Origin of the sequence: Streptomyces hilarionis, from assembly GCF_024539675.1 — a bacterium.
GTDB lineage: Bacteria > Actinomycetota > Actinomycetes > Streptomycetales > Streptomycetaceae > Streptomyces > Streptomyces hilarionis.
In genome coordinates, this window is sequence record NZ_JAHHIT010000164.1 from 1 (window position 1) to 20,299 (window position 20,299).

15 protein-coding genes and 2 pseudogenes are annotated in these 20,299 nt (G+C 72.7%); 14 read left to right on the forward strand and 3 right to left on the reverse strand.

The features are described 5' to 3' along the window. Window positions 1-625, reverse strand: a 625-nt coding sequence (locus KMS84_RS31405; RefSeq protein ID WP_256919874.1) for a 4-alpha-glucanotransferase, incomplete at its 3' end; no start/stop codon positions are given. Continuing rightward, window positions 626-829: a hypothetical protein gene (locus tag KMS84_RS31410; RefSeq protein WP_256919875.1), complete on the reverse strand. Its 204-nt coding sequence runs from the start codon at window positions 827-829 to the stop codon at window positions 626-628. 177 nt (window positions 830-1,006) lie between these two features. Here KMS84_RS31410 and KMS84_RS31415 point away from each other — a divergent pair. Then, window positions 1,007-1,177, forward strand: a pseudogene (locus KMS84_RS31415) (RNA polymerase subunit sigma-24); the annotation flags it as partial. 67 nt (window positions 1,178-1,244) lie between these two features. On the opposite strand, the gene KMS84_RS31420 reads toward KMS84_RS31415, so the two are convergent. After that, window positions 1,245-1,781, reverse strand: coding sequence for an HNH endonuclease (locus KMS84_RS31420; protein WP_256919876.1), 537 nt, complete (start codon window positions 1,779-1,781; stop codon window positions 1,245-1,247). A 323-nt stretch (window positions 1,782-2,104) separates the two neighbouring features. Between KMS84_RS31420 and KMS84_RS31425 the strand changes: the two genes are divergently transcribed. The 13 genes and pseudogenes from KMS84_RS31425 (at window position 2,105) to KMS84_RS31485 (ending at window position 20,132) form a co-directional block, all read left to right on the forward strand. Continuing rightward, entirely contained in the window at window positions 2,105-3,199 is a 1,095-nt protein-coding gene (locus tag KMS84_RS31425; protein WP_256919877.1) for a mechanosensitive ion channel family protein, read from the forward strand. A 216-nt stretch (window positions 3,200-3,415) separates the two neighbouring features. After that, the gene (locus tag KMS84_RS31430) at window positions 3,416-4,627 is read left to right on the forward strand and encodes an ROK family transcriptional regulator (RefSeq protein WP_256919878.1); all 1,212 of its coding nucleotides are present in this window, start codon (window positions 3,416-3,418) and stop codon (window positions 4,625-4,627) included. A 111-nt stretch (window positions 4,628-4,738) separates the two neighbouring features. Beyond that, window positions 4,739-6,088 carry an ABC transporter substrate-binding protein gene (locus KMS84_RS31435; protein ID WP_256919879.1) on the forward strand — a complete coding sequence of 450 codons (1,350 nt, stop codon included), beginning with the start codon at window positions 4,739-4,741 and terminating at the stop codon, window positions 6,086-6,088. Between the two features lie 2 nt (window positions 6,089-6,090). After that, window positions 6,091-7,107: a carbohydrate ABC transporter permease gene (locus KMS84_RS31440; RefSeq protein ID WP_256919880.1), complete on the forward strand. Its 1,017-nt coding sequence runs from the start codon at window positions 6,091-6,093 to the stop codon at window positions 7,105-7,107. 5 nt (window positions 7,108-7,112) lie between these two features. Then, entirely contained in the window at window positions 7,113-8,006 is an 894-nt protein-coding gene (locus KMS84_RS31445) for a carbohydrate ABC transporter permease (RefSeq protein ID WP_256919881.1), read from the forward strand. Between the two features lie 6 nt (window positions 8,007-8,012). Continuing rightward, window positions 8,013-9,278: a 6-phospho-beta-glucosidase gene (locus KMS84_RS31450; protein ID WP_256919882.1), complete on the forward strand. Its 1,266-nt coding sequence runs from the start codon at window positions 8,013-8,015 to the stop codon at window positions 9,276-9,278. Then, the gene (locus KMS84_RS31455; protein WP_256919883.1) at window positions 9,269-10,240 is read left to right on the forward strand and encodes an N-acetylglucosamine kinase; all 972 of its coding nucleotides are present in this window, start codon (window positions 9,269-9,271) and stop codon (window positions 10,238-10,240) included. Before KMS84_RS31450 ends, KMS84_RS31455 begins: the two co-directional genes overlap by 10 nt. A gap of 237 nt (window positions 10,241-10,477) precedes the next feature. Then, entirely contained in the window at window positions 10,478-11,851 is a 1,374-nt protein-coding gene (locus tag KMS84_RS31460) for a GlnX family signal transduction membrane protein (protein ID WP_256919884.1), read from the forward strand. 17 nt (window positions 11,852-11,868) lie between these two features. Then, window positions 11,869-12,897 carry a glutamate ABC transporter substrate-binding protein gene (locus KMS84_RS31465; protein WP_256919885.1) on the forward strand — a complete coding sequence of 343 codons (1,029 nt, stop codon included), beginning with the start codon at window positions 11,869-11,871 and terminating at the stop codon, window positions 12,895-12,897. A 164-nt stretch (window positions 12,898-13,061) separates the two neighbouring features. Continuing rightward, on the forward strand, window positions 13,062-14,423 hold the full coding sequence (locus KMS84_RS31470) for a coiled-coil domain-containing protein (RefSeq protein WP_256919886.1): 1,362 nt from the start codon (window positions 13,062-13,064) through the stop codon (window positions 14,421-14,423). A gap of 2 nt (window positions 14,424-14,425) precedes the next feature. After that, a complete protein-coding gene (locus KMS84_RS31475; RefSeq protein ID WP_256919887.1) occupies window positions 14,426-17,176 on the forward strand; it encodes a serine/threonine-protein kinase in 2,751 nt (916 codons plus the stop codon). Window positions 17,177-17,179: 3 nt separating this feature from the next. Further along, window positions 17,180-18,603 (forward strand): annotated as a pseudogene (locus tag KMS84_RS31480) (PP2C family protein-serine/threonine phosphatase). Between the two features lie 182 nt (window positions 18,604-18,785). Further along, window positions 18,786-20,132: a vWA domain-containing protein gene (locus tag KMS84_RS31485; RefSeq protein ID WP_256919888.1), complete on the forward strand. Its 1,347-nt coding sequence runs from the start codon at window positions 18,786-18,788 to the stop codon at window positions 20,130-20,132. The last annotated feature ends 167 nt before the right edge of the window (window positions 20,133-20,299 follow it).

Genomic DNA, 20,299 nt, shown 5'->3' on the forward strand with positions numbered 1-20,299 from the left:
GGGAGGGGTCGGTGGGGGTGCCGGGGACGGCCGCGTGCAGCGGGTTGACCTGGACGAAGCCGGCCCCCAGCACCCGTCCCGCCCAGGCTGCCAGCTCACCGAGGTCGCCGAGGTCGCCCATGCCCCAGGAGCGGCGGGACAGCAGCGAGTACAACTGGACGAGCAGCCCGTGCGACCGGCCCGCGGGCGCGGGCAGCCGGGGCGGCGCGACGACGAGGTGCGCGTCCGCGGAGCGGCCGTCGGGCGTGACGGCCGTCAGCCGGTGCACCCCGGGGGGAAGCCCGGCCAGGGGGGCGAGGGCGTCGGCGAACTCGTGCCTCTCGCCCTGCTCCGTGTCCACGCGCAGTCGGCTGCCCCCGGGCAGGGCGGCGAGCGCCTCCACCCGGTCGCCGCTCCAGCAGACCACGGTCGGCGGCAGCAGCCGCTCGCGCAGTTCCCGTTCCCGGGCGGCGAGCGCGGCGCGCACGGCCACCGGGGAGCCGGCGTCGACGCCGAGCGCGGCCAGGACGCGGACGACGGCGACGGCCGGGGCCGTGACCGTGCGGTCCGGGGAGGGCTGGTAGGAGGTCGCGACGCCGTGCAGCGCGGCGAGCCGGGCGAGCTCCTCTCCGGGGGGTTCGGTCATCTACGGCCTCGTGGAGTCGGAGTCCGCGGCGAGCGGCGGTTCGCTGGTCAGGGGCTCGGTGTCGGGCAGCGGCGGTTCGCTGGTCAGCGGGGGTTGCGCGCAGTTCCCCTCGGCGCTGAAGGCGCACAGCTGGGGATCGGCGAGGTCGACGGCGGTGGGGGCGGACGTCTCCGCCGGGCGTTTGGACCGGGGCGGCGCGATCACTGGGGCCTCCTCATCGGATACGACATCGGATACCGCAGCCCTACCCAGCCGAGGCGAGGACAGACGTCCCCCTCGCATCCCAACCTGCCACAACCCTCCACGGCCCGCTCGGGACACGGGCCGGGAGAAGGCGGCCGGGGCGTGAACCGTTCGGCCCGGTCCGGTCGATAGAGGGGTGTGAGACTGTTCCGCCCCGCCGGGGGCCATTGGGAGGGCGACACGGACGCGGCGCTGCTGCGGGCCGTGGCGGACGGGGACCCGTCGGCGCTGGCCACGCTGTACGACCGGCACGCCGGATGGCTGCTCGCCCGCCTCGGCCGCCGCTGCTCCGACGCCGAGGGGGCGCGCCGTCCCGAAGTGCCCCGTGGCGGCCTCGGGTGGGGCCACGGGGCATGAAGAAGCCCGGGTCGATCGGCTATGCGGAGATGCCGTCGATCCGGGCCAGGGCGTCGTCCGCGCCGTACGGTTGGAGGTAGGGCAGCCAGCAGGGGTCCCTGTGTCCCGTGCCGATGATGCGCCAGGCCAGGCCCGAGGGGGGAGCGGGTTTGTGGCGCAGCCGCCAGCCGATCTCGACGAGGTGGCGGTCGGCCTTGACGTGGTTGCAGCGACGGCAGGACGCGACGACGTTGTCCCACACGTGCTTGCCCCCGCGGCTGCGCGGGATGACGTGGTCGACGCTGGTGGCGACGCCACCGCAGTACATGCACCGGCCCCCGTCCCGCGCGAAGAGCGCTCGACGGGTCAGGGGAACAGGCCCACGGTAGGGAACGCGAACGAATCGCTTGAGCCGGACCACGCTGGGTGCGGGGACTGTGACGGTCGCGCTGTGCAGGAAGGCGCCGGATTCCTCCAGGGAGACGGCCTTGTTCTCCAGGACGAGGATGAGCGCGCGGCGGAGCGGTACGACGCCGAGGGGCTCGTACGACGCGTTGAGGACCAGGACATGCGGCACGGATGCCTCCTTGGGCGTCGGCGGCGCGTGGCTCGCGCCGGGACGATCTGCAGTCAGTCTCCCCTCTTGCCTGGTGGACGCGCCACCATGTCCCGGTAACGGGCTGGGAGTGTTTTCGACCACACCCTGTTTCTCCCCGGGATCATGGCCTGTTCAAGCGCAGGTGAGGACCGTCTCTCCTTCTCGGATCTCGCCGAACCACACACAATGCCCCGTTAGTGTGGTGGTTCTGCCTGTCCGGTGACCTTTCCGTGACTTCGCAGCGCGCGTCGACGTCGACCGCCGCGCCGGATGGAGCAGTGCAGCGCCTGGAGGTACCTGCCTTGTCCTTGTCCGCCGCCGACGCCTCACCCACGCCGACCCCCTCGGAGTCGCCGAGCGCGGTGACCGTCCCGTCCCTGCAGGACGCCCAGGAGAGCGCGACGAACGCGGCCAGCTGGGTCGAGCAGAACTGGTCGACGTGGTTGGCGATCGGTCTGCGCGTGCTGCTGATCCTCGTGATCGCGGTGGTGCTGAGAGTGGTGGTGCAGCGGTCGATCACCAAGCTGATCGACCGGATGACCCGCACCGTCGCCTCGGTCGACGGCACGGCGCTGGGCGGGCTGCTGGTCAACAACGAGCGGCGGCGCCAGCGCTCGCAGGCGATCGGGTCGGTGCTGCGCTCGGTGGCGAGTTTCCTGATCCTGGGCACGGCCGCGCTGATGGTGCTGGGCACCTTCGAGATCAACCTGGCCCCGCTGCTGGCCTCGGCCGGCGTCGCGGGCGTGGCGATCGGTTTCGGCGCCCGCAACCTGGTCACGGACTTCCTCTCCGGCGTGTTCATGATCCTGGAGGACCAGTACGGCGTCGGCGACCAGATCGACGCGGGCGTGGCCACGGGCGAGGTCATCGAGGTGGGACTGCGCGTGACGAAGCTGCGCGGGGCCAACGGGGAGATCTGGTACGTCCGCAACGGCGAGGTCAAGCGGATCGGCAACCTGTCGCAGGGCTGGGCGACGGCCGGCGTCGACGTGACCGTCAAGGCCTCCGAGGACCTCGACCGTGTGAAGGCGACGCTCGACGAGGTCGCCGAGAAGATGAGCAAGGAAGAGCCCTGGAACGAGCTCCTGTGGAGCCCGATCGAGGTGCTCGGCCTGGACAGCGTCCTGCTCGACTCCATGGTCGTGCGGATCTCGGCGAAGACGATGCCGGGCAAGTCGCTGGCGGTGGAGCGCGAGCTGCGCTGGCGGGTGAAGCGGGCCTTCGACGAGGCCGACATCCGCATCGTGGGCGGCGCGACGGCCCCGGTGACGGAGGACCCGGCCGACCCGACGGCCGCGGTCGCGGCGCCGTCCGTCTTCGCCAACGCGGACTCGCCGCAGGTGGCGGCGACGACGCCGATCGTGCAGCCCCGGGCGACGACGCCGCCGGCGAAGTAGGGGCGCTCGCGGCCGCCCTCACCCCGCTCCGGGACGCTCCCCTGGTAACGACTTCGTTGCCTCGGGGGCGTTCGTCGTTTCGCGCCTTGACGTCCCCTTCGCCCCGGGCTTACCTTCCCTTCCACCGATAGGAAACTTTCCTAACAGTGACCGGATGTGGACGTGCGTCCGGCGGCACTGAGAAGCTGTGCAGTTCAGAAAGGCAGGTGTCGATCCATGGCAGGAACCGCCGGCACGCCGGGCACCCCGCGCGTCCTGCGCGCCATGAACGACCGCGCGGCCCTCGACCTGCTGCTGGCGCACGGTCCCCTGTCCCGCACCCGCATCGGCAAGCTCACCGGCCTGTCCAAGCCCACCGCCTCACAGCTCCTGGCCCGCCTGGAGGCCGCCGGGCTGGTGCTGGCGACCGGCACCACCGCGGGGCGGCCCGGCCCCAACGCCCAGCTGTACGAGGTCAACCCGGCCGCCGCGTACGCGGCCGGACTCGACGTCACCCCCGAACGCGTCCTCGCCGCCGTCGCCGACGTCACCGGCCGGACCGTGGGCACGTTCGAGGTGCCCACCCCCGGCAGGAAGACCGCCGGGGCGGTCGTACGGCAGGTCACCGACGCCCTCGACGGCGCGGTGAAGGCGGCCGGTCTCACCCGGGCCGACGTGCGCCGGCTCGTCGTCGCCACCCCCGGCGCCTTCGACCCCACCACCGGCCGCCTGCGCTACGCCTCCCACCTGCCCGGCTGGCACTCGCCTTCGCTGCTCGACGACCTCGCCGCAGCCCTGCCGATGCCGGTCGAGTACGAGAACGACGTCAACCTCGCCGCCGTCGCCGAACAACGGCTCGGCGCGGCCCGCGGCCACGAGGACTTCGTCCTGCTGTGGAACGAGGGCGGTCTCGGCGCCGCGCTCGTCCTCGGCGGCCGGCTGCACCGCGGCTGGACCGGCGGCGCGGGAGAGGTGGGTTTCCTACCTGTTCCGGGCGCGCCCCTGGTGCGGCAGGTGACCAAAGCCAACAGCGGCGGCTACCAGGAGCTGGCCGGCTCGCAGGCCCTCCCCCGGCTGGCCCGGGAGATCGGCATGACCGCGGTCCCGTCCGGCCCCTACGCCGAGGCGGCGGCGACGCTCGTGGCGCGGGCGGCCGCCGAGGACACCGTCCTGAACCGGCTGCTGCTCCAGACGTACGCGACCCGGCTCGCGACCGGTCTCGCCTCGCTCGTCTCCGTGCTCGACCCCGAACTCGTCGTCCTCAGCGGCGCCTCGCTGACCGCCGGCGGCGAGGTGCTGCGCGCTCTCGTCCAGGCCGAGCTGGAGGAACTGGCCGCCTCGCGGCCCAAGCTGGTGATGGGCGACGTCACCGAGCGGCCCGTGCTGCGCGGCGCGCTGGAGAGCGCGCTCGCGGCCGCCCGCGACGAGGTCTTCGACACCTCGCGGTAGTCCCCACCCGCGGCCGGCCCCCCGCCTCCCCCGCACCCCTCTCACCTCACCCCGCTCCACCCCACAGGCTTCACCTCACCTCACCCTGCCCTGTCCCTGGAAGGCTCCGCCATGCCCACACGCATACCCGAAGTCGTCCGAAAGGCGGCTTTCGCCCTCACCGCCTCCACGGCCCTCCTGCTGAGCACCACCGCCTGTACCGGCCAGTCCGCCTCGGAGGCGAGCGACGACGCCTCCAAGGAGCAGACCATCACCTTCTGGCACGCCTGGAGCGCGCCGAACGAGGTGAAGGCCGTGCGGTCCCTGGTCGCCGGCTTCGAGAAGGCGCATCCCAACATCCATGTGAACGTCGTCGGCAACATGACCGACGACAAGATCAACCAGGCGCTGCGCGCGGGCGGCAGCAAGGCGCCCGACGTGATCTCCTCGTTCACCACCAACAACGTCGGCAAGTTCTGCTCCTCCGGCGCCCTGGTCGACCTCAACCCCTTCTTCAAGAAGGCGCACATCGATCCCGGCGCGACCTTCCCGAAGGCGATGAACCAGTACACCCAGTACGACCTCGACCGCTGCGCGGCCCCTCTGCTCGGCGACGCCTACGGGCTCTACTACAACAAGACGGCGTTCGCGAAGGCGGGCATCACGGCCCCGCCGAAGACCTGGTCCGAGTTCGCGGCCGACGCCAAGAAGCTGACGATCACTCAGGGCGACACGTACAAGCAGCTCGGGTTCATGCCGAACTACCACGGCTGGGAGACCACGACCGAGCACTACATGGGCCAGTTCTCGCCCACCTACTTCGACCGGTCCGGCAAGTCCACGATCGCCACCGACGCGGCCGTCGCCGACGCCTTCACCCTTCAGAAGAAGCTCGTCGACGACCTCGGCGGCTTCCGCAAGCTCGAGAAGTTCCGGTCCGGCCTCGGCGACGAGTGGGGCCCCAAGCACCCCTTCCAGACGGGCCAGGTGGCCATGCAGCTGGACGGCGAGTGGCGTCTGGGCATGGCGATGGAGGCCAAGCCGGACTTCGAGATCGGCGTCGCCCCGCTGCCCGTCCCCGACGACCAGGCCGCCCAGTACGGCAAGGGCTACATCACCGGCACGATCGCCGGGATCGCCGCCACCAGCAAGAAGCAGAACGCCGCCTGGGAACTGCTGAAGTACATGACCACCGACACGGCCGCGGTCGTCGCCTTCTCCAACGCCATCCACAACGTCCCCTCCACGCTGGCCGCGCTGAAGTCCCCGGACCTGAAGTACGACCCGCGCTTCAAGACGTTCCTCGACATCGCCGCCAACCCGAACTCGACCACCTCCCCGGCCTCGGTCAACGGCGGCGTGTACCTCACGACCATCCAGCAGCTCGGCTACGACTACGAGAGCGGCAAGGTCACCGACCTGCAGACCGGCCTGCGCAAGGCCGCCGCGCAGATCGACACGGACATCGCGCAGGCGAAGTAGCGATGAGCGCCCTCACGTCGACGTCCCGGCGCCGCCCGTCCGACCCGGCGTCCGGCCGCCCGTCCGGCCGGCCGTCCGGTCGCTCGCCCGGCCTGGCGGCGAAGCAGCGCAGGCAGGCCCTGCGCACGCTCGCCTTCCTCTCGCCCTGGTTGATCGGTTTCGCGGTCTTCTTCGCCTACCCGATGATCTCGACGGTCTACTTCTCGTTCATGCACTACGACGGCTTCAAGCCGCCGACCTGGAGCGGGACGAAGAACTGGACGTACGTCTTCGAGCACTACCCGTTCTTCTGGCCCGCCCTGCGCAACACCCTCTGGCTGGTCGTGATCATGGTGACGCTGCGGGTCCTGTTCGGGCTCGGCATCGGCATGCTGATCACGAAGATCAAGACGGGCACGGGGGTCTTCCGGACCCTGTTCTACCTGCCCTACCTCGCGCCGCCGGTGGCGGCGACCATGGCCTTCGCGTTCCTGCTCAACCCCGGCACCGGCCCGGTCAACTCCCTCCTGGAGAAGGTCGGCATCCCGGCCCCCGGCTGGTTCAACGACCCCGACTGGTCCAAGCCGGCCCTCACGCTGATGTTCCTGTGGGGCGTCGGCGACCTGATGGTCATCTTCATGGCGGCCCTGCTCGACGTGCCCAGGGAGCAGTACGAGGCGGCCGAACTCGACGGCGCGTCGGCGTGGCAGCGGTTCCGGTTCGTCACCCTGCCCAACATCTCGCCGATCATCATGTTCGCGGTCGTCACCGGGGTGATCGCAGCGATGCAGTGCTACACCCAGCCGCTCGTCGCCGGGAAGGTCGCCTCGGGCGTGATCCAGGGCGCGGGCACCATGTTCGAGCCCGGCTACCCCGAGCACTCCACGCTCACCCTCCCCCAGCTCGTCTACAACCTCGGCTTCCAGCGCTTCGACTACGGCTCCGCCTGCGTCGTCGCCCTGGTCCTGTTCGCCCTGTCGATGGCGTTCACCGCGCTGTTGATGCGGCGCCGGGGCGGTCTCATCCAGGCAGGTGACTGACCCTCATGACGCAACTACTGGACCGTCCGGCCGAGTTGACGGCCGCGGCCTCCCCGGCCGGGCGCACCGCCCGCCGCAGGGCGCTGCTGGAGTGGATCGCCGTGCACTCCCTGGGCGTGGCGGCCGCGCTCTTCTTCACGCTCCCCTTCGTGTTCGTGTTCCTCACCTCCCTGATGAGCGACTCGCAGGCGCTCAGCCGGGACCTGATCCCGCACACCTGGGAGTGGGGCAACTACCGCAAGGTCTTCGACACCCCGGGCTTCCTCGTCTGGTGGCGCAACACGCTGCTCTACGCGGGCCTGGGCACGGTCCTGACCGTCGTCTCCTCGGTGCCCGTGGCGTACGCGCTGGCCAAGTTCCGCTTCCGGGGCCGCAACCTGACGCTGATGCTGGTGATCTCGATGATGATGCTGCCGCCGCAGGTGGTCGTCATCCCGATGTACCTCTTCTGGGCCAAGCAGCTGGACCTGTCCGGCACCCTGTGGCCGATGATCATCCCGCTGGCGTTCGGCGACGCGTTCTCGATCTTCCTGCTGCGCCAGTTCCTGATGACGATCCCCAACGAGTACGTCGACGCCGCGAAGGTGGACGGCTGCGGCGATCTGCGCACCCTGCTGAAGGTCGTCCTGCCGATGGCGAAGCCCGGCATCGCCGCGGTCGCCCTCTTCCAGTTCTTCGCCGCCTGGAACGACTACTTCGGCCCGCAGATCTACGCCTCGGAGAACCCGGACGCGTGGACGCTCTCCTACGCCCTGGAGTCCTTCAAGGGCGCGCACCACACCGACTGGAACCTCACCATGGCGGCCACCGTGCTGGTCATGGCCCCCGTGATCCTCGTGTTCTTCTTCGCCCAGAAGGCGTTCGTCGAAGGTGTCACCCTCACCGGAGTAAAGGGTTAACAAGCCATGAAACTCACCGTGGTCGGCGGCGGCTCGACCTACACACCCGAACTCGTCGACGGCTTCGCGCGTCTGCGGGACACCCTTCCCGTGGAGGAACTGGTCCTCGTCGACCCGGCAGCCGACCGCCTGGAGCTCGTCGGCGGGCTGGCCCGCCGCATCTTCGCACGTCAGGGCCACCCGGGACGGATCGTGACGACGTCCGACCTGGACGCGGCCGTCGACGGCGCCGACGCCGTGCTGCTGCAATTGCGGGTCGGCGGCCAGGCGGCGCGGCTTCAGGACGAGACCTGGCCCCTGGACTGCGGCTGCCTCGGACAGGAGACGACCGGTGCGGGCGGCCTGGCGAAGGCGCTGCGCACGGTCCCGGTGGTCCTGGACATCGCCGAGCGCGTCCGGCGGGCCAACCCGCGCGCGTGGATCATCGACTTCACCAACCCGGTCGGCATCGTCACCCGTGCCCTGCTCCAGGCCGGTCACCGGGCGGTCGGCCTGTGCAACGTCGCGATCGGCCTGCAACGGAAGTTCGCGGCCCTGCTCGACGTGGCGCCGGGCGAGCTGCACCTCGACCACGTGGGCCTCAACCACCTCACCTGGGAGACCGGGGTCCGGCTGCACGGCCCCGAGGGCGAGGACGTCCTGCCGCGTCTGCTGGCCGGCCACGCCGAGGCGATCGCCGCCGACCTGCGGCTGCCCCGCGCCGTGCTGGACCGTCTGGGCGTGGTCCCTTCGTACTACCTGCGCTACTTCTACGCGCACGACGAGGTCGTGCGGGAACTGCGCACCAAGCCCTCGCGGGCGGCGGAGGTGGCGGCGATGGAGAAGGAGCTGCTGTCGCTGTACGCCGACCCGGCCCTCGACGAGAAGCCGGCGCTGCTGGCCAAGCGGGGCGGGGCCTTCTACTCGGAGGCGGCCGTGGACCTCGCGGCGGCGCTGCTGACCGGCTCGGGCAGCCCCTACCAGGTGGTGAACACCCGCAACGACGGCACGCTGCCCTTCCTCCCGGACGACGCGGTGATCGAGGTCCAGGCTGCCGTGGGCCCCAAGGGCCCCTCCCCGCTGCCGGTGCCGTCCCTCGACCCGCTCTGCACGGGCCTGATGGCGCACGTGACCGCCTACGAGGACCTGGCCCTGGACGCGGCCCTGCGCGGCGGCCGCGACCGGGTGTTCAAGGCGCTCCTGTCCCACCCCCTGATCGGCCAGTACGCGTACGCCGAAGAGCTGACCGACCGACTGGTCGCACACAACCGGGAGCACCTCGCGTGGGTCTGACGGCAGGCGTCCTCGCCATCGACGCGGGCAACAGCAAGACCGACGTCGCGGTCGTGGCGGCCGACGGAAGGGTGCTCGCCACGGCCCGCGGCGGCGGCTTCCGGCCGCCCGCGGTGGGCGTGGGCGCGGCCGTGGACGTCCTGGCGGACACCGTCACGCGCGCGTACGCGGCGGCCGGCGTCTCGTCCGCGGCCCATGTCTCGGCCTGTCTGGCCAACGCCGACCTGCCGGTGGAGGAGGACCAGCTGGCCGCCGCCCTGCACGCCCGCGCGTGGGGCGCGTCCGTCAACGTGCGCAACGACACCTTCGCGATCCTGCGGGCCGGCGTGGCCGAACCGCGGGGGGTGGCCGTGGTGTGCGGCGCAGGCATCAACTGCGTGGGCATGCGCCCCGACGGCCGCACCGCCCGCTTCCCCGCTCTGGGCCGTCTGTCCGGGGACTGGGGCGGCGGCTGGGGGCTGGCCGAGGAGGCCCTGTGGCACGCGGCGCGGGCGGCGGACGGCAGAGGAGGACCGACGGCCCTCACCCGCACCCTCCCGGCCCACTTCGGCCTGCCGTCGGTGTACGCGCTGATCGAGGCCCTGCACCTGGAGCGCGTCCCGCCGTTCCGCCGCCATGAGCTGACCCCGGTCCTCTTCGCGACGGCGGCCGAGGGCGACGCGGTGGCCCGCGCGGTCGTCGACCGCCTCGCCGAGGAGGTGGTGACGATGGCGACGGTGGCGCTCACCCGCCTGGAACTGCTGGAGGAGGAGGCGCCGGTCCTGCTTGGCGGCGGGGTCCTGACCGCGGGCCACGGACAGTTGGACGACCGGGTGCGCGAACTGCTGGCGGCCCGGGCCCCCAAGGCGGTGGCCCGGGTGGTGCGGGCGCGGCCGGTGCTGGGGGCGGCGCTGCTGGGCCTCGACCACGTGGGCGCGGCGGCGGACGCGCAGCGCACGACCCGGGACTTCTTCGAGGCCTGAGCACGGCAGGACCGCAACAGGCGGGCGGTCGGGGCCGCGTGCGGCAGGCGCGCGCCGGTCCCCGCCCGCCCGCCGCACGCAACGCGGGCCCCCGGGAAGGAACCGAACACCCGCCGGAGACGTATTCATGAACAGGGGTGACTGCGATCTGATCAAGATCGAGTGAAGGCCGGTGCGCACGACACCTCCCGCCAGCGATACTTGCCGGCGGGAGATGACCATGGGGGAGGTCGAACAGTGGCAGACCTGGCAAGCCCGCCGACCAACACGACACCACCGCCGGCGCGCCGTACGGCGTTCGCCGAGGGTGTCGACACGGTCCGCGCCGCGGCGACGACCGAGCCGGGGCGGCTGCGCATCATCGGCGCCCTTCTCGCGCTGCTCGTCCTCGCCTTCGGCGCGGTGACGGCCTGGCAGACGACCGACCGCGAGGCCGCGGCCGACGACGTCCTGCACAAGAGCCAGCCGCTCAGCTCGGCCGCCGCCGACATCTACCGCTCGCTGGCCGACGCCAACACGGCGGCCTCCAGCGGCTTCCTGGCGGGCGGCCAGGAGACGTCGGCGTCCCGGCAGCGCTACGAGGAGGACATCGACAAGGCGGCCGCCGAGCTCGTCACCGCGGCGAGCAACGCCGATCCCGGTTCCCCCTCGACCGGGTTCATCACCCGGCTGAACAAGCTGCTGCCCGAGTACAAGGGCCTGGTGGAGCGCGCCCGCACGTACAACCGGCAGGGCTTCCCGGTCGGCGGGGCCTACCTGCGCTACGCCAACGAGAAGATGCAGGACGAGATGCTCCCGGCGGCGGAGGACCTCTACCAGCTGGAGAACAGTCGCCTGGCGGACGACTACGGCGACGCGACGCCCTACCCGTGGGCGGCGATCGCGCTGGGCGTCGTCGCGCTGGCGGGGCTCGCCTGGGCGCAGCACCGCAACTACCGCCGCACGAACCGGGTCCTGAACCACGGTCTGGTCGCCGCGTCGGCGGCCACCGCCGTCGTCCTGCTCTGGCTGGTCGTCGGCCACACGGTGGCCCGCGCGGGTCTGAACTCCTCCTACGACGACGGCGTCCGCTCCCTGAACGTCCTGCACGACGCCCGGATCGCCTCGCTCAAGGCGCGCGGCAACGAGAACCTGACCCTGGTGTCCCGCGGCGCCGAGACGGTGAAGGTGACGGCCGACGGCGCCGAGATCACCCTCGACAAGTACGACCACGAGTTCACCACCGACATGGGCTCCCTCGACAAGGGGCTCGCCCTCGCGGCGAAGCTCGCCGACGACGGGTCGGGCGAGAAGCCGGTGGCGACGGCCCGGAGCAACATGGCGGAGTGGAAGAAGCGCCACACCGCGGCCCGCTCCCAGGACGACAACGGCAACTACGAACAGGCGCTGGCCCTCGTGATCGGCGGCAAGGACGCCACGGGCGCGTGCTTCGACGGCGTCGACAGGAACCTGGCGATCGCGCTGGCGCACGAACAGGCCGAGTTCCGGCAGGCCGCCGGGAACGGTCTGGACGCGATGACCGGCCTGTCGGTCGGCGCCGCCGTGCTCGCCGTGCTGGCCGCCGCGGGCGCGGTCCTCGGCATCGGGCGCAGACTGTCGGAGTACCGGTGATGGGGGGCGTGACGAGGATGCGTGCGCGAGCTGTGCGGGCCCGGCTGAGGGGCTGGGGCGGAGTAGGGGCGATGGCGGCCGTCTGCGCCCTCGCGCTGACGCTCGTGCTGATGCTGCCGTGGGCCCGCTCCGGCGGCGCGACGGCCCCCGACCGGGTCGGCGGCGGGGTCGCCGAGGCGAGCCAGGCGGCGGACGCCGACTGCACGGATCCCGAGAAGCAGACGCTGGCGCCGTCGAACGCGGACGGCCCGACGATCGCCGCCATCAAGGCCCGGCAGGGCGAGAAGCGCAAGCTGATCGTCGGAGTCGACCAGAACAGCTACCGCTGGGGCTACCGCGACCCCAACAACACCGGGGCGGCCCTGGAGGGCTTCGACATCGACCTGGTCCACCGCATCGCCCAGGACATCCTCGGCGACCCGAACGCGGTCCAGTTCAAGGCCATCCCGACCAACCAGCGCGTCCCGGCCATCCAGGAGGGCCGGGTGGACATGGTGGTGCGCACGATGACCGTCTCCTGCACCCGGCTGAAGGACGTGGCGTTCTCCGCGCCCTACTTCAAGACCGGCCAGCAGGTCCTCGCCCCCAAGTCCTCGAAGATCACCGGCTATGACGGCTCCCTGGCGAAGGCCAAGGTCTGCACGGCCGCCGGCTCCACGGCCGACACCAAGCTGGCCGAGGACAAGAAGGCCGGCCGGCTCGGCGCCGGCGTCGACATCGCCACCACCGTCCCCAACCAGCTCGACTGTCTGGTGCGGCTCCAGCTCGGCGAGGTCGACGCGGTGGTCACCGACGGCGCGCTGGCGGCCAGCCAGGCCGCCCAGGACCCGACGGTCGAGCTCAAGGGCGCTCCCTTCACGACCGAGTACTACGGCGTGGCCATGAAGAAGGACGCCGACGATCTGGTGCGCCGGGTCAACCAGATCCTGGTGCAGTACCGCGCGAGCGGCTGGCAGGCCTCGTACGACACATGGTTGTCGGCGACACTGGGCGCCGACGCGGCGTCGTCCAGGCCGCCCGCGCCGCAGTATCTGCGGACGGACTGACGGGGGCCGCGGGACAGGGCGGCGCAGCAGGGCGGACGGCCACCCGCGGGACACCACCCGGCGGGCGGCCGACGGCCGAGGTCACCGGCCGGAGCCGACGGCCGAGGACCACCGAGCGGACAACCACCGAGCGGGCAAACCGACACAGCAGCGAGAGGTGATCGATGGGCGTCACGGGACCCCCCGGGCCGGTGATGGACCGGGACGAGGTCGACCGTGCGCTGGCGCGGCTCGGCGCGGAGCACGAGGCGATCGAGACCTCGCTCCTCGCCCTGCAGGACCACGCGGGCCGCAGGCTCCTCGAAGGCGCCGAACTCACCGGCGTCACCAAGGAGCGCTGGACGGCCGCGGAGGCGTCGATCACCCTGCTGTGGGCGTACTTCGACGCCTACGCGGACGCCCTGCGCGGCGCCCGCGAGATCCGCTCGCGCCGCCGCTGGTCCAGTCGCGAGGATCTCGTGGAGCTGACGGAGCTGCTGCGCGGCGAGTCCGTCACGGTCGCAGGATCGGTCGCCGGATCGGTCGCCGCGTCCGTCGCGGGACCGGCCGCCGGCGCCGACGAGGGCGCGGCGCCGCAGATCACCGGCAGGCTCAGCCAGAGCTTCACGCTCTCCACGCTCGTCGACCGGATGAACGAGCTGTACGCGTCCTCGCTCGACATGGTCGTCACCGCCGACGCCGTGTGGTCGGCGCTGCCCGCGCGGATAGATTTACTGGCCGCCGAGCTCCAGCGCACGCGCCGGCTGGCGCACTCCGTCGGCGTCCGCCCGGGCGAGCACCCCGCGGGCGACGACCTGGAGCGCATCACCCGCACCCTGACGGCCCTGCGCGAGCAGGTCGTGTCCGACCCGCTCGCCTTCTGGGTGCGCGCGCAGGGCAGTTCCGCGCCCGGCGGCGGCCGCCCGGACACCACCGTGTACGACCGTGAGGCGCGCGCCCTGGAGGACGTGCGCCGGGAGATCGACGCCGTGCTGACGGTCCGCCAGGACGCCGAACAGCGTCTGGTGCGGCTGCGGGACGTCCTCAGCCGCGCCGACCGCACCCTCGCCGAGGCGCGCACCGCGCGCGGCGAGGTGCTGGCGAAGATCGCCGCCACGGAGGTGCCGGTGGTCAGCGGGCCGCCGACCGCGCTCCAGGAGCAGCTCGCCACGGCCGCCGAATACCGCCGGCACGCCCAGTGGCACCGCCTGTCCCCGCTCCTGGAGTCCCTGGAGCAGAAGGCGGAGGACGAACTGCTGCGGGCCCGCGAGTCGTTGAGCGCGGTCACCCAGCCGCTGGCGGTCCGCGCGGAGCTGCGCGGCCGTCTGGACGCGTACAAGGCGAAGGTCGCCCGGCACGGGCTCGCCGAGGACCCGTTCCTCATCGAGCGCTACGACGCGGCGCGCCGCATGCTGTGGAGCGCGCCCTGTGATCTGCGCGTCGCCGAACAGGCCGTCCTGCGCTACCAGCAGGCGGCCGCCGAACTGCTCACGGCGCCGCGCGTGCCGGAACAGGGCGGCCCTGAGGACCGTAGGGGGGAGCAGTAGCCATGAGTCAGGCAGGGCAGTCATGTCAGCGGCCGGGCTGCGAGGGGTCGTACGAGGATGTGGGCGACGGCGAGCTGTACTGCGACAACTGCGGTCTGGCCCCGGTCGTCTCGGCGGGAGGTCCCTCCTCCGCGGGAGGCCCGGTCGGCTCGCTGCCGACCGGGGTGACCCGGGGCGGCAAGGACAGCGCGGGCAGCGCGAGTTCACGCTCCAGCGGGCGCAGCGCCCGCAGCACCCGTACGTCGTCGCAGTCGTCGAAGTCGCGCCGCTCGGTGTCCGGGCGGTTGTCGCGCCAGCTGTCGGGCGCGTCGTCGGGACGTTCGGTGTCGGTGCGCAGCTCCGGCTCGACGGCGGGCTCCTCCGGCCGCGCACGGCTCGGCGTCGGGCTGGTCTCGGTGCCGCAGGTGCCGAAGCCCGACCCGCGCGCGATGGTGCAGGAGAACCCCGAGGTGCCGGAGCGCAAGCGGTTCTGCTCGCGCTCCGACTGCGGCGCCCCGGTGGGCCGTTCGCGCGGCGAGCGGGACGGGCGCACGGAGGGCTTCTGCACCAAGTGCGGCCACCCGTACTCCTTCGTGCCGAAGCTGAAGGCCGGCGACATCGTGCACGGCCAGTACGAGGTCGTGGGCGCTCTGGCGCACGGCGGGCTCGGCTGGGTCTACCTGGCCATCGACCGCCCGGTGCACGACCGGTGGGTGGTGCTGAAGGGCCTCCTGGACACGGGTGACCAGGACGCGATGGCCGCGGCCATCTCGGAGCGGCGCTTCCTGTCCGAGATCGAGCACGCCAACATCGTGCGGATCTACAACTTCGTCGAGCACCTCGACCAGCGCACCGGCTCTCTCGACGGCTACATCGTCATGGAGTACGTCGGGGGCAAGTCCCTCAAGGAGATCGCCAACGGTCGCCGCACGCCCGAGGGCAAGCGGGACCCGCTCCCCGTCGAGCAGGCCTGCGCGTACGGCATCGAGGCGCTGGAGGCGCTCGGTCATCTGCACAGCCGCAACCTGCTGTACTGCGACTTCAAGGTCGACAACGCGATCCAGACCGAGGACGAGCTCAAGCTGATCGACATGGGCGCGGTCAGACGGATGGACGACGACGCCTCGGCCATCTACGGCACGATCGGCTACCAGGGCCCCGAGGTCGCCGAGGTCGGCCCGTCGGTCGCCTCCGACCTGTACACGGTGGGCCGTACGCTCGCCGTCCTCACCTTCGACTTCCAGGGCTACACGACCGTCTTCGTCGACTCCCTGCCCGACCCCGACACCATCGAGGTCTTCCGCCAGTACGAGTCGTTCTACCGGCTGCTCGTGCGCGCCACGGACCCCGACCCGGCGCGCCGGTTCGCCTCCGCGCAGGAGATGGCGGAGCAGCTGACCGGCGTGCTGCGCGAGGTCGTCTCGCTGCAGAGCGGCCGCGCACGGCCCGCGCTGTCGACGCTGTTCGGGCCGGAGCTCAAGGTCACGGACACAGAGCTGTTCCCCAGGCTGGACGGGGAGGTGTCGCGGCTGGGCGCCCGGGCGGAGGCGAACTCCCGTCGGTTGTTCGGGGGTTCGCGGTCCGCCCGGCCCGCTCCCGCGCTCGCCGGCGGGACGGCCGGCGCGGCCACTCCGTCCGGCGCCCCGGGCGCGGCCCCCGGTCTGCCGGGCACGCCCGGCGCCGCGCCGGCCCTCGCCTTCGCGGGCGGCGCCGGCGTCGCCCCCGCGGGCGGTCCGCTGCCGGGTGCGGGCGGCGCCGCGCCGGGCACGGGCTTCGGCCCGCCCCCGGCCGTCGGCTCGCCCTCGACCGGCGGCGCTCCCGCGGTCGTCCCGGGCGGGCTGGTGAGGACCGTCCCCGCACCCGCCGCGGCCCTCGCCCTGCCCGTCCCCCACGTCGACCCCTCCGACCCCAACGCGGGCTTCCTCGCGGGCCTGCTGGCGTCCGCGCCGGCCGAACTGATCACGGCCCTGACGGCGGCGCCGGCGGCGTCGGTCGAGACCCGGCTGCGCCAGATCCGCGCCTGGCTGGAGAACGGCGACCACCAGGCCGCCCTCGCCTCCCTCGGCGAACTGGAGGACGAACGGTCCGACGACTGGCGGGTGGTGTGGTACCGGGGCGTGGCCTCGCTGGTCACCGGCGACCACGAGGGCGCGGCGCTGGCGTTCGACGCGATCTACGACGCCTTCCCGGGCGAGCCCGCGCCCAAGCTGGCGCTCGGCCTGTGCGCCGAGGTGCTGGGACAGCTCGACAACGCCGCCGAGTACTACCGCCTGGTGTGGTCGACCGACCCGAGCTTCGTCAGCTCGGCGTTCGGCCTGGCGCGCGTCCAACTGGCCGCCGGGGACCGCGCCGGCGCCGTCCGGACGCTGGAGTCGGTGCCGGAGTCGTCCATCCACTACACGGCGGCACGGGTCGCGGCCGTGCGCGCCCGCCTCCGGCAGCGGACGGCCCTCGCGTCCGACGTACCCTTCCTGGAGGACCTCGTCGCCGCCGCGGCGCAGGTCGAGGCGCTGGACGCGTACGGCCTCGACCCGACGCGGCGCGAGCAGTTGTCCGCCGAAGTCCTCGGGTGCGCCCTCGACTGGATACTCTCCGGTGGCCGGGATGCCGCGCCGGCCGCCCGGGCCCTGCTCGGCAGCGAACTGGACGAGCGAGGGCTGCGCTTCGGCCTGGAGCGCTCGTACCGCACGCTGGCCCGGCTGGCGACCGGCGGCGAGGAAAGGATCGACCTGGTGGAACGCGCCAATCGTTACCGCCCCCGGACGTGGGTGTAGTCAATGTCGCAGATGCCCCGGCAGGCCGCACTGCCGACGTGTCCGAGCTGTGCCGAGCCGCTCGACGCGGGTGACCGTTTCTGCGGCGCGTGCGGATACGACCTGTCCGCCGCGCCGTCGCGTCCGGACGACCATCCGACCCTCACGATGAACGGCTCCCCCCAGCCGGCTCCCGCGCAGCGGACGACGCACGGCACGGGCACGGCGGGGGCCCCGGGCCTCCCGGGGTCCACGGGAACCGCGGAAGCCACCGGTGCCGGGGCGCCGGGCGCCGGCGGCGCGGGCGTCCCCGTGCCCGGCACCGGCGTCCCCGTCGCCGGCCCGGGCGGTGTCGTCGGCGCGCCCGGGGTCCCGCTCCCGCCGCCCGCCGCCCCTGGCGCGCCCACCGCACCCGCCGCCCCGCCGCGCCCGTCGCCGGGGTCCGGTTCGACCGGCCCTCGGAACCCGACGAGTACGCCCTCCAGGCCCCCGACCCGCGGGTGGCCGCCGAGGCCGCGGCCGTCGCCGAGACCGCCAAGGTGTGCGTGGCCTGCCGCGCGGGCCGCGTGGACGACGACGGGTACTGCGAGAACTGCGGACACGCCCAGCCGCGCGAACGCGACCACATGGAGGCCGAGTCGGGCCCGATCGCCGCCGTCAGCGACCGCGGCCTGCGCCACCACCGCAACGAGGACTCCTTCGGCCTCGGCTGCACCGCGCTGCCCGACGGCTCGCCCGCGCTCGTGGCGATCGTCTGCGACGGCGTGTCCTCCGCGACCCGGCCCGACGACGCCTCCCTGGCCGCGGCGAAGGCGGCGAGCGAGTCCCTGCTGGCGGCCCTGCCCCAGGGGGCGCATCCGCAGCAGGCGATGCACGAGGCGATCGTCGCCGCCTCGCACGCGGTCAACGCGCTGGCCGACGAACCGGCCACGGCGCGCGAGCAGGCCCCGCACCAGAACGCCCCCGCCTGCACGCTCGTCGGATCGGTGGTCACCGCCGGTCTGCTGGTCGTCGGCTGGGTCGGCGACAGCCGCGCCTACTGGGTGCCCGCCGACCGCAGTTCGCCCCCGGCGCGGCTCACCGAGGACGACTCGTGGGCGGCGCAGATGGTCGCCGCGGGTCTGATGAGCGAGGCGGAGGCCTACGCCGACGAGCGCGCCCACGCGATCACCGGCTGGCTCGGCGCCGACGCCTACGAACTGGAGCCGCACACCGCGTCGTTCAAGCCGGACCGCCCCGGCGTGGTCGTGGTGTGCACGGACGGCCTGTGGAACTACGCGGAGGCCGCCGAGGAGATGGCCGAGGTCCTCCCGCCGGACACCGCCCTGCGGCCCCTGCACAGCGCACGCGTACTGGTCGGGCACGCCCTCGACGGCGGGGGCCACGACAACGTAACAGTGGCCCTCGTGCCGTTCCCCGCCCCCGTCCAGGGGGCAGGATCGGCCTGAGGCCGCGACACGGGGAGTCGCGACAACCGAACGACGGGACACGGCACGACGTGACGCCGGGACGCCGCGGGCGTCCCGGCACGGCACACATGGGGAAGCACGCGCACGGGCCGGTGGGGACCGGTCCGTGTCCAGACACCGCCCTGCGAACGTGGGGTTTTCCAAGGGGGATCTGAGCAGGCATGGCCAATTTCTCGAAGTCGAACGTGCCGCAGTTCTCGGTGGACGTCTACCAGAACGAGTACCTGCCGGAGGGCGGTCGCGAGGTCAACGCGATCGTCACGGTCACCGCCACCGGCGGCGGCACCATGGGCAGCGCGGTCGCCGCGCCGCACCTGTACGCGCCGGGCCAGGGCCCCTCCGCCGCCGTGGCGGTCATGGTGGACTGCTCCGGCTCGATGGACTACCCGCCGACCAAGATGCGCAACGCCCGCGACGCCACCGCCGCCGCCGTCGACACCCTGCGCGACGGTGTGCACTTCGCGGTGATCGGCGGCACGCACGTCGCCAAGGAGGTCTATCCGGGCGGCGGCCGGCTCGCCGTCGCCGACGCCACCACCCGCGAGCAGGCCAAGCAGGCGCTGCGCCGGCTGAGCGCGGGGGGCGGCACCGCGATCGGCACCTGGCTGCGGCTCGCCGACCGGCTGCTGTCCACGGCCGACGTCGCCATCCGGCACGGCATCCTCCTCACCGACGGCCGCAACGAGCACGAGTCGCCGCAGGACCTCAAGGCCGCCCTCGACGACTGCGCCGGACGGTTCACCTGTGACGCCCGGGGCGTGGGCACCGACTGGGAAGTGAAAGAAGTCACAGGGATAGCCTCCGCGCTGCTCGGCACCGCCGACATCGTGGCCGACCCGACCGGCCTCGCCGCCGACTTCACGCAGATGATGGAGACGGCGATGGGCAAGGAGGTCGCGGACGTCGCCCTGCGGCTGTGGACCCCGGTCGGCACCACCGTCCGGTTCGTCAAGCAGGTCGCGCCGACGGTGGAGGAGCTCACCGAACGCCGCACCGAGGCCGGCCCGCGCGCCGGCGACTACCCCACGGGTTCCTGGGGCGACGAGTCCCGCGACTACCACGTGTGCGTCGAGGTCCCGACGGCGAACGTCGGCCAGGAGATGCTGGCCGCGCGCATCTCGCTGGTGATCCCGCAGCCCGACGGCGCCGTCCACAACCTGGGCGCGCAGGGTCTGGTGCGGGCCGTGTGGACCGACGACATGGCCGCTTCCACGTCGATCAACCCGCAGGTCGCCCACTACACGGGCCAGGCCGAACTGGCCCAGGTCATCCAGCAGGGCCTGGATCTGCGCAAAGCGGGCGATATGGATGGAGCGACGGCCAAACTGGGCCGGGCGGTGCAGCTCGCGAGCGTCTCGGGGAACGCGGATACTGCGAAACTGCTTGCGAAGGTGGTGGACGTGGTCGACGCGACGACAGGTACTGTGCGACTGAAGGCCAAGGTCGCGGACGCCGACGAGATGACGCTCGAGACCAGGTCCACCAAGACTGTTCGTGTGAAGAAGTGACCTGAACGGACCCGCGGGACACCGCCGGGCTCCCGGGACACCGAAGGAGAGAGGGGGACGCGCCGACATGCCGACCTGCCCGAACGGACACCAGTCGGGTTCCGACGACTGGTGCGAGGTCTGCGGTCACCGCATGGCCGGTGCCGTGCCCCCGCCCCCTCCCCCGC

Excerpts from the sequence above, each read along its gene's own strand:
- KMS84_RS31435 (WP_256919879.1), top strand. The coding sequence starts at position 4,739 with ATGCCCACACGCATACCCGAAGTCGTCCGAAAGGCGGCTTTCGCCCTC.
- KMS84_RS31430 (WP_256919878.1), top strand. The coding sequence starts at position 3,416 with ATGGCAGGAACCGCCGGCACGCCGGGCACCCCGCGCGTCCTGCGCGCC.
- KMS84_RS31440 (WP_256919880.1), top strand. The coding sequence starts at position 6,091 with ATGAGCGCCCTCACGTCGACGTCCCGGCGCCGCCCGTCCGACCCGGCG.
- KMS84_RS31465 (WP_256919885.1), top strand. The coding sequence starts at position 11,869 with ATGCGTGCGCGAGCTGTGCGGGCCCGGCTGAGGGGCTGGGGCGGAGTA.
- KMS84_RS31445 (WP_256919881.1), top strand. The coding sequence starts at position 7,113 with ATGACGCAACTACTGGACCGTCCGGCCGAGTTGACGGCCGCGGCCTCC.
- KMS84_RS31475 (WP_256919887.1), top strand. The coding sequence starts at position 14,426 with ATGAGTCAGGCAGGGCAGTCATGTCAGCGGCCGGGCTGCGAGGGGTCG.
- KMS84_RS31470 (WP_256919886.1), top strand. The coding sequence starts at position 13,062 with ATGGGCGTCACGGGACCCCCCGGGCCGGTGATGGACCGGGACGAGGTC.
- KMS84_RS31485 (WP_256919888.1), top strand. The coding sequence starts at position 18,786 with ATGGCCAATTTCTCGAAGTCGAACGTGCCGCAGTTCTCGGTGGACGTC.
- KMS84_RS31450 (WP_256919882.1), top strand. The coding sequence starts at position 8,013 with ATGAAACTCACCGTGGTCGGCGGCGGCTCGACCTACACACCCGAACTC.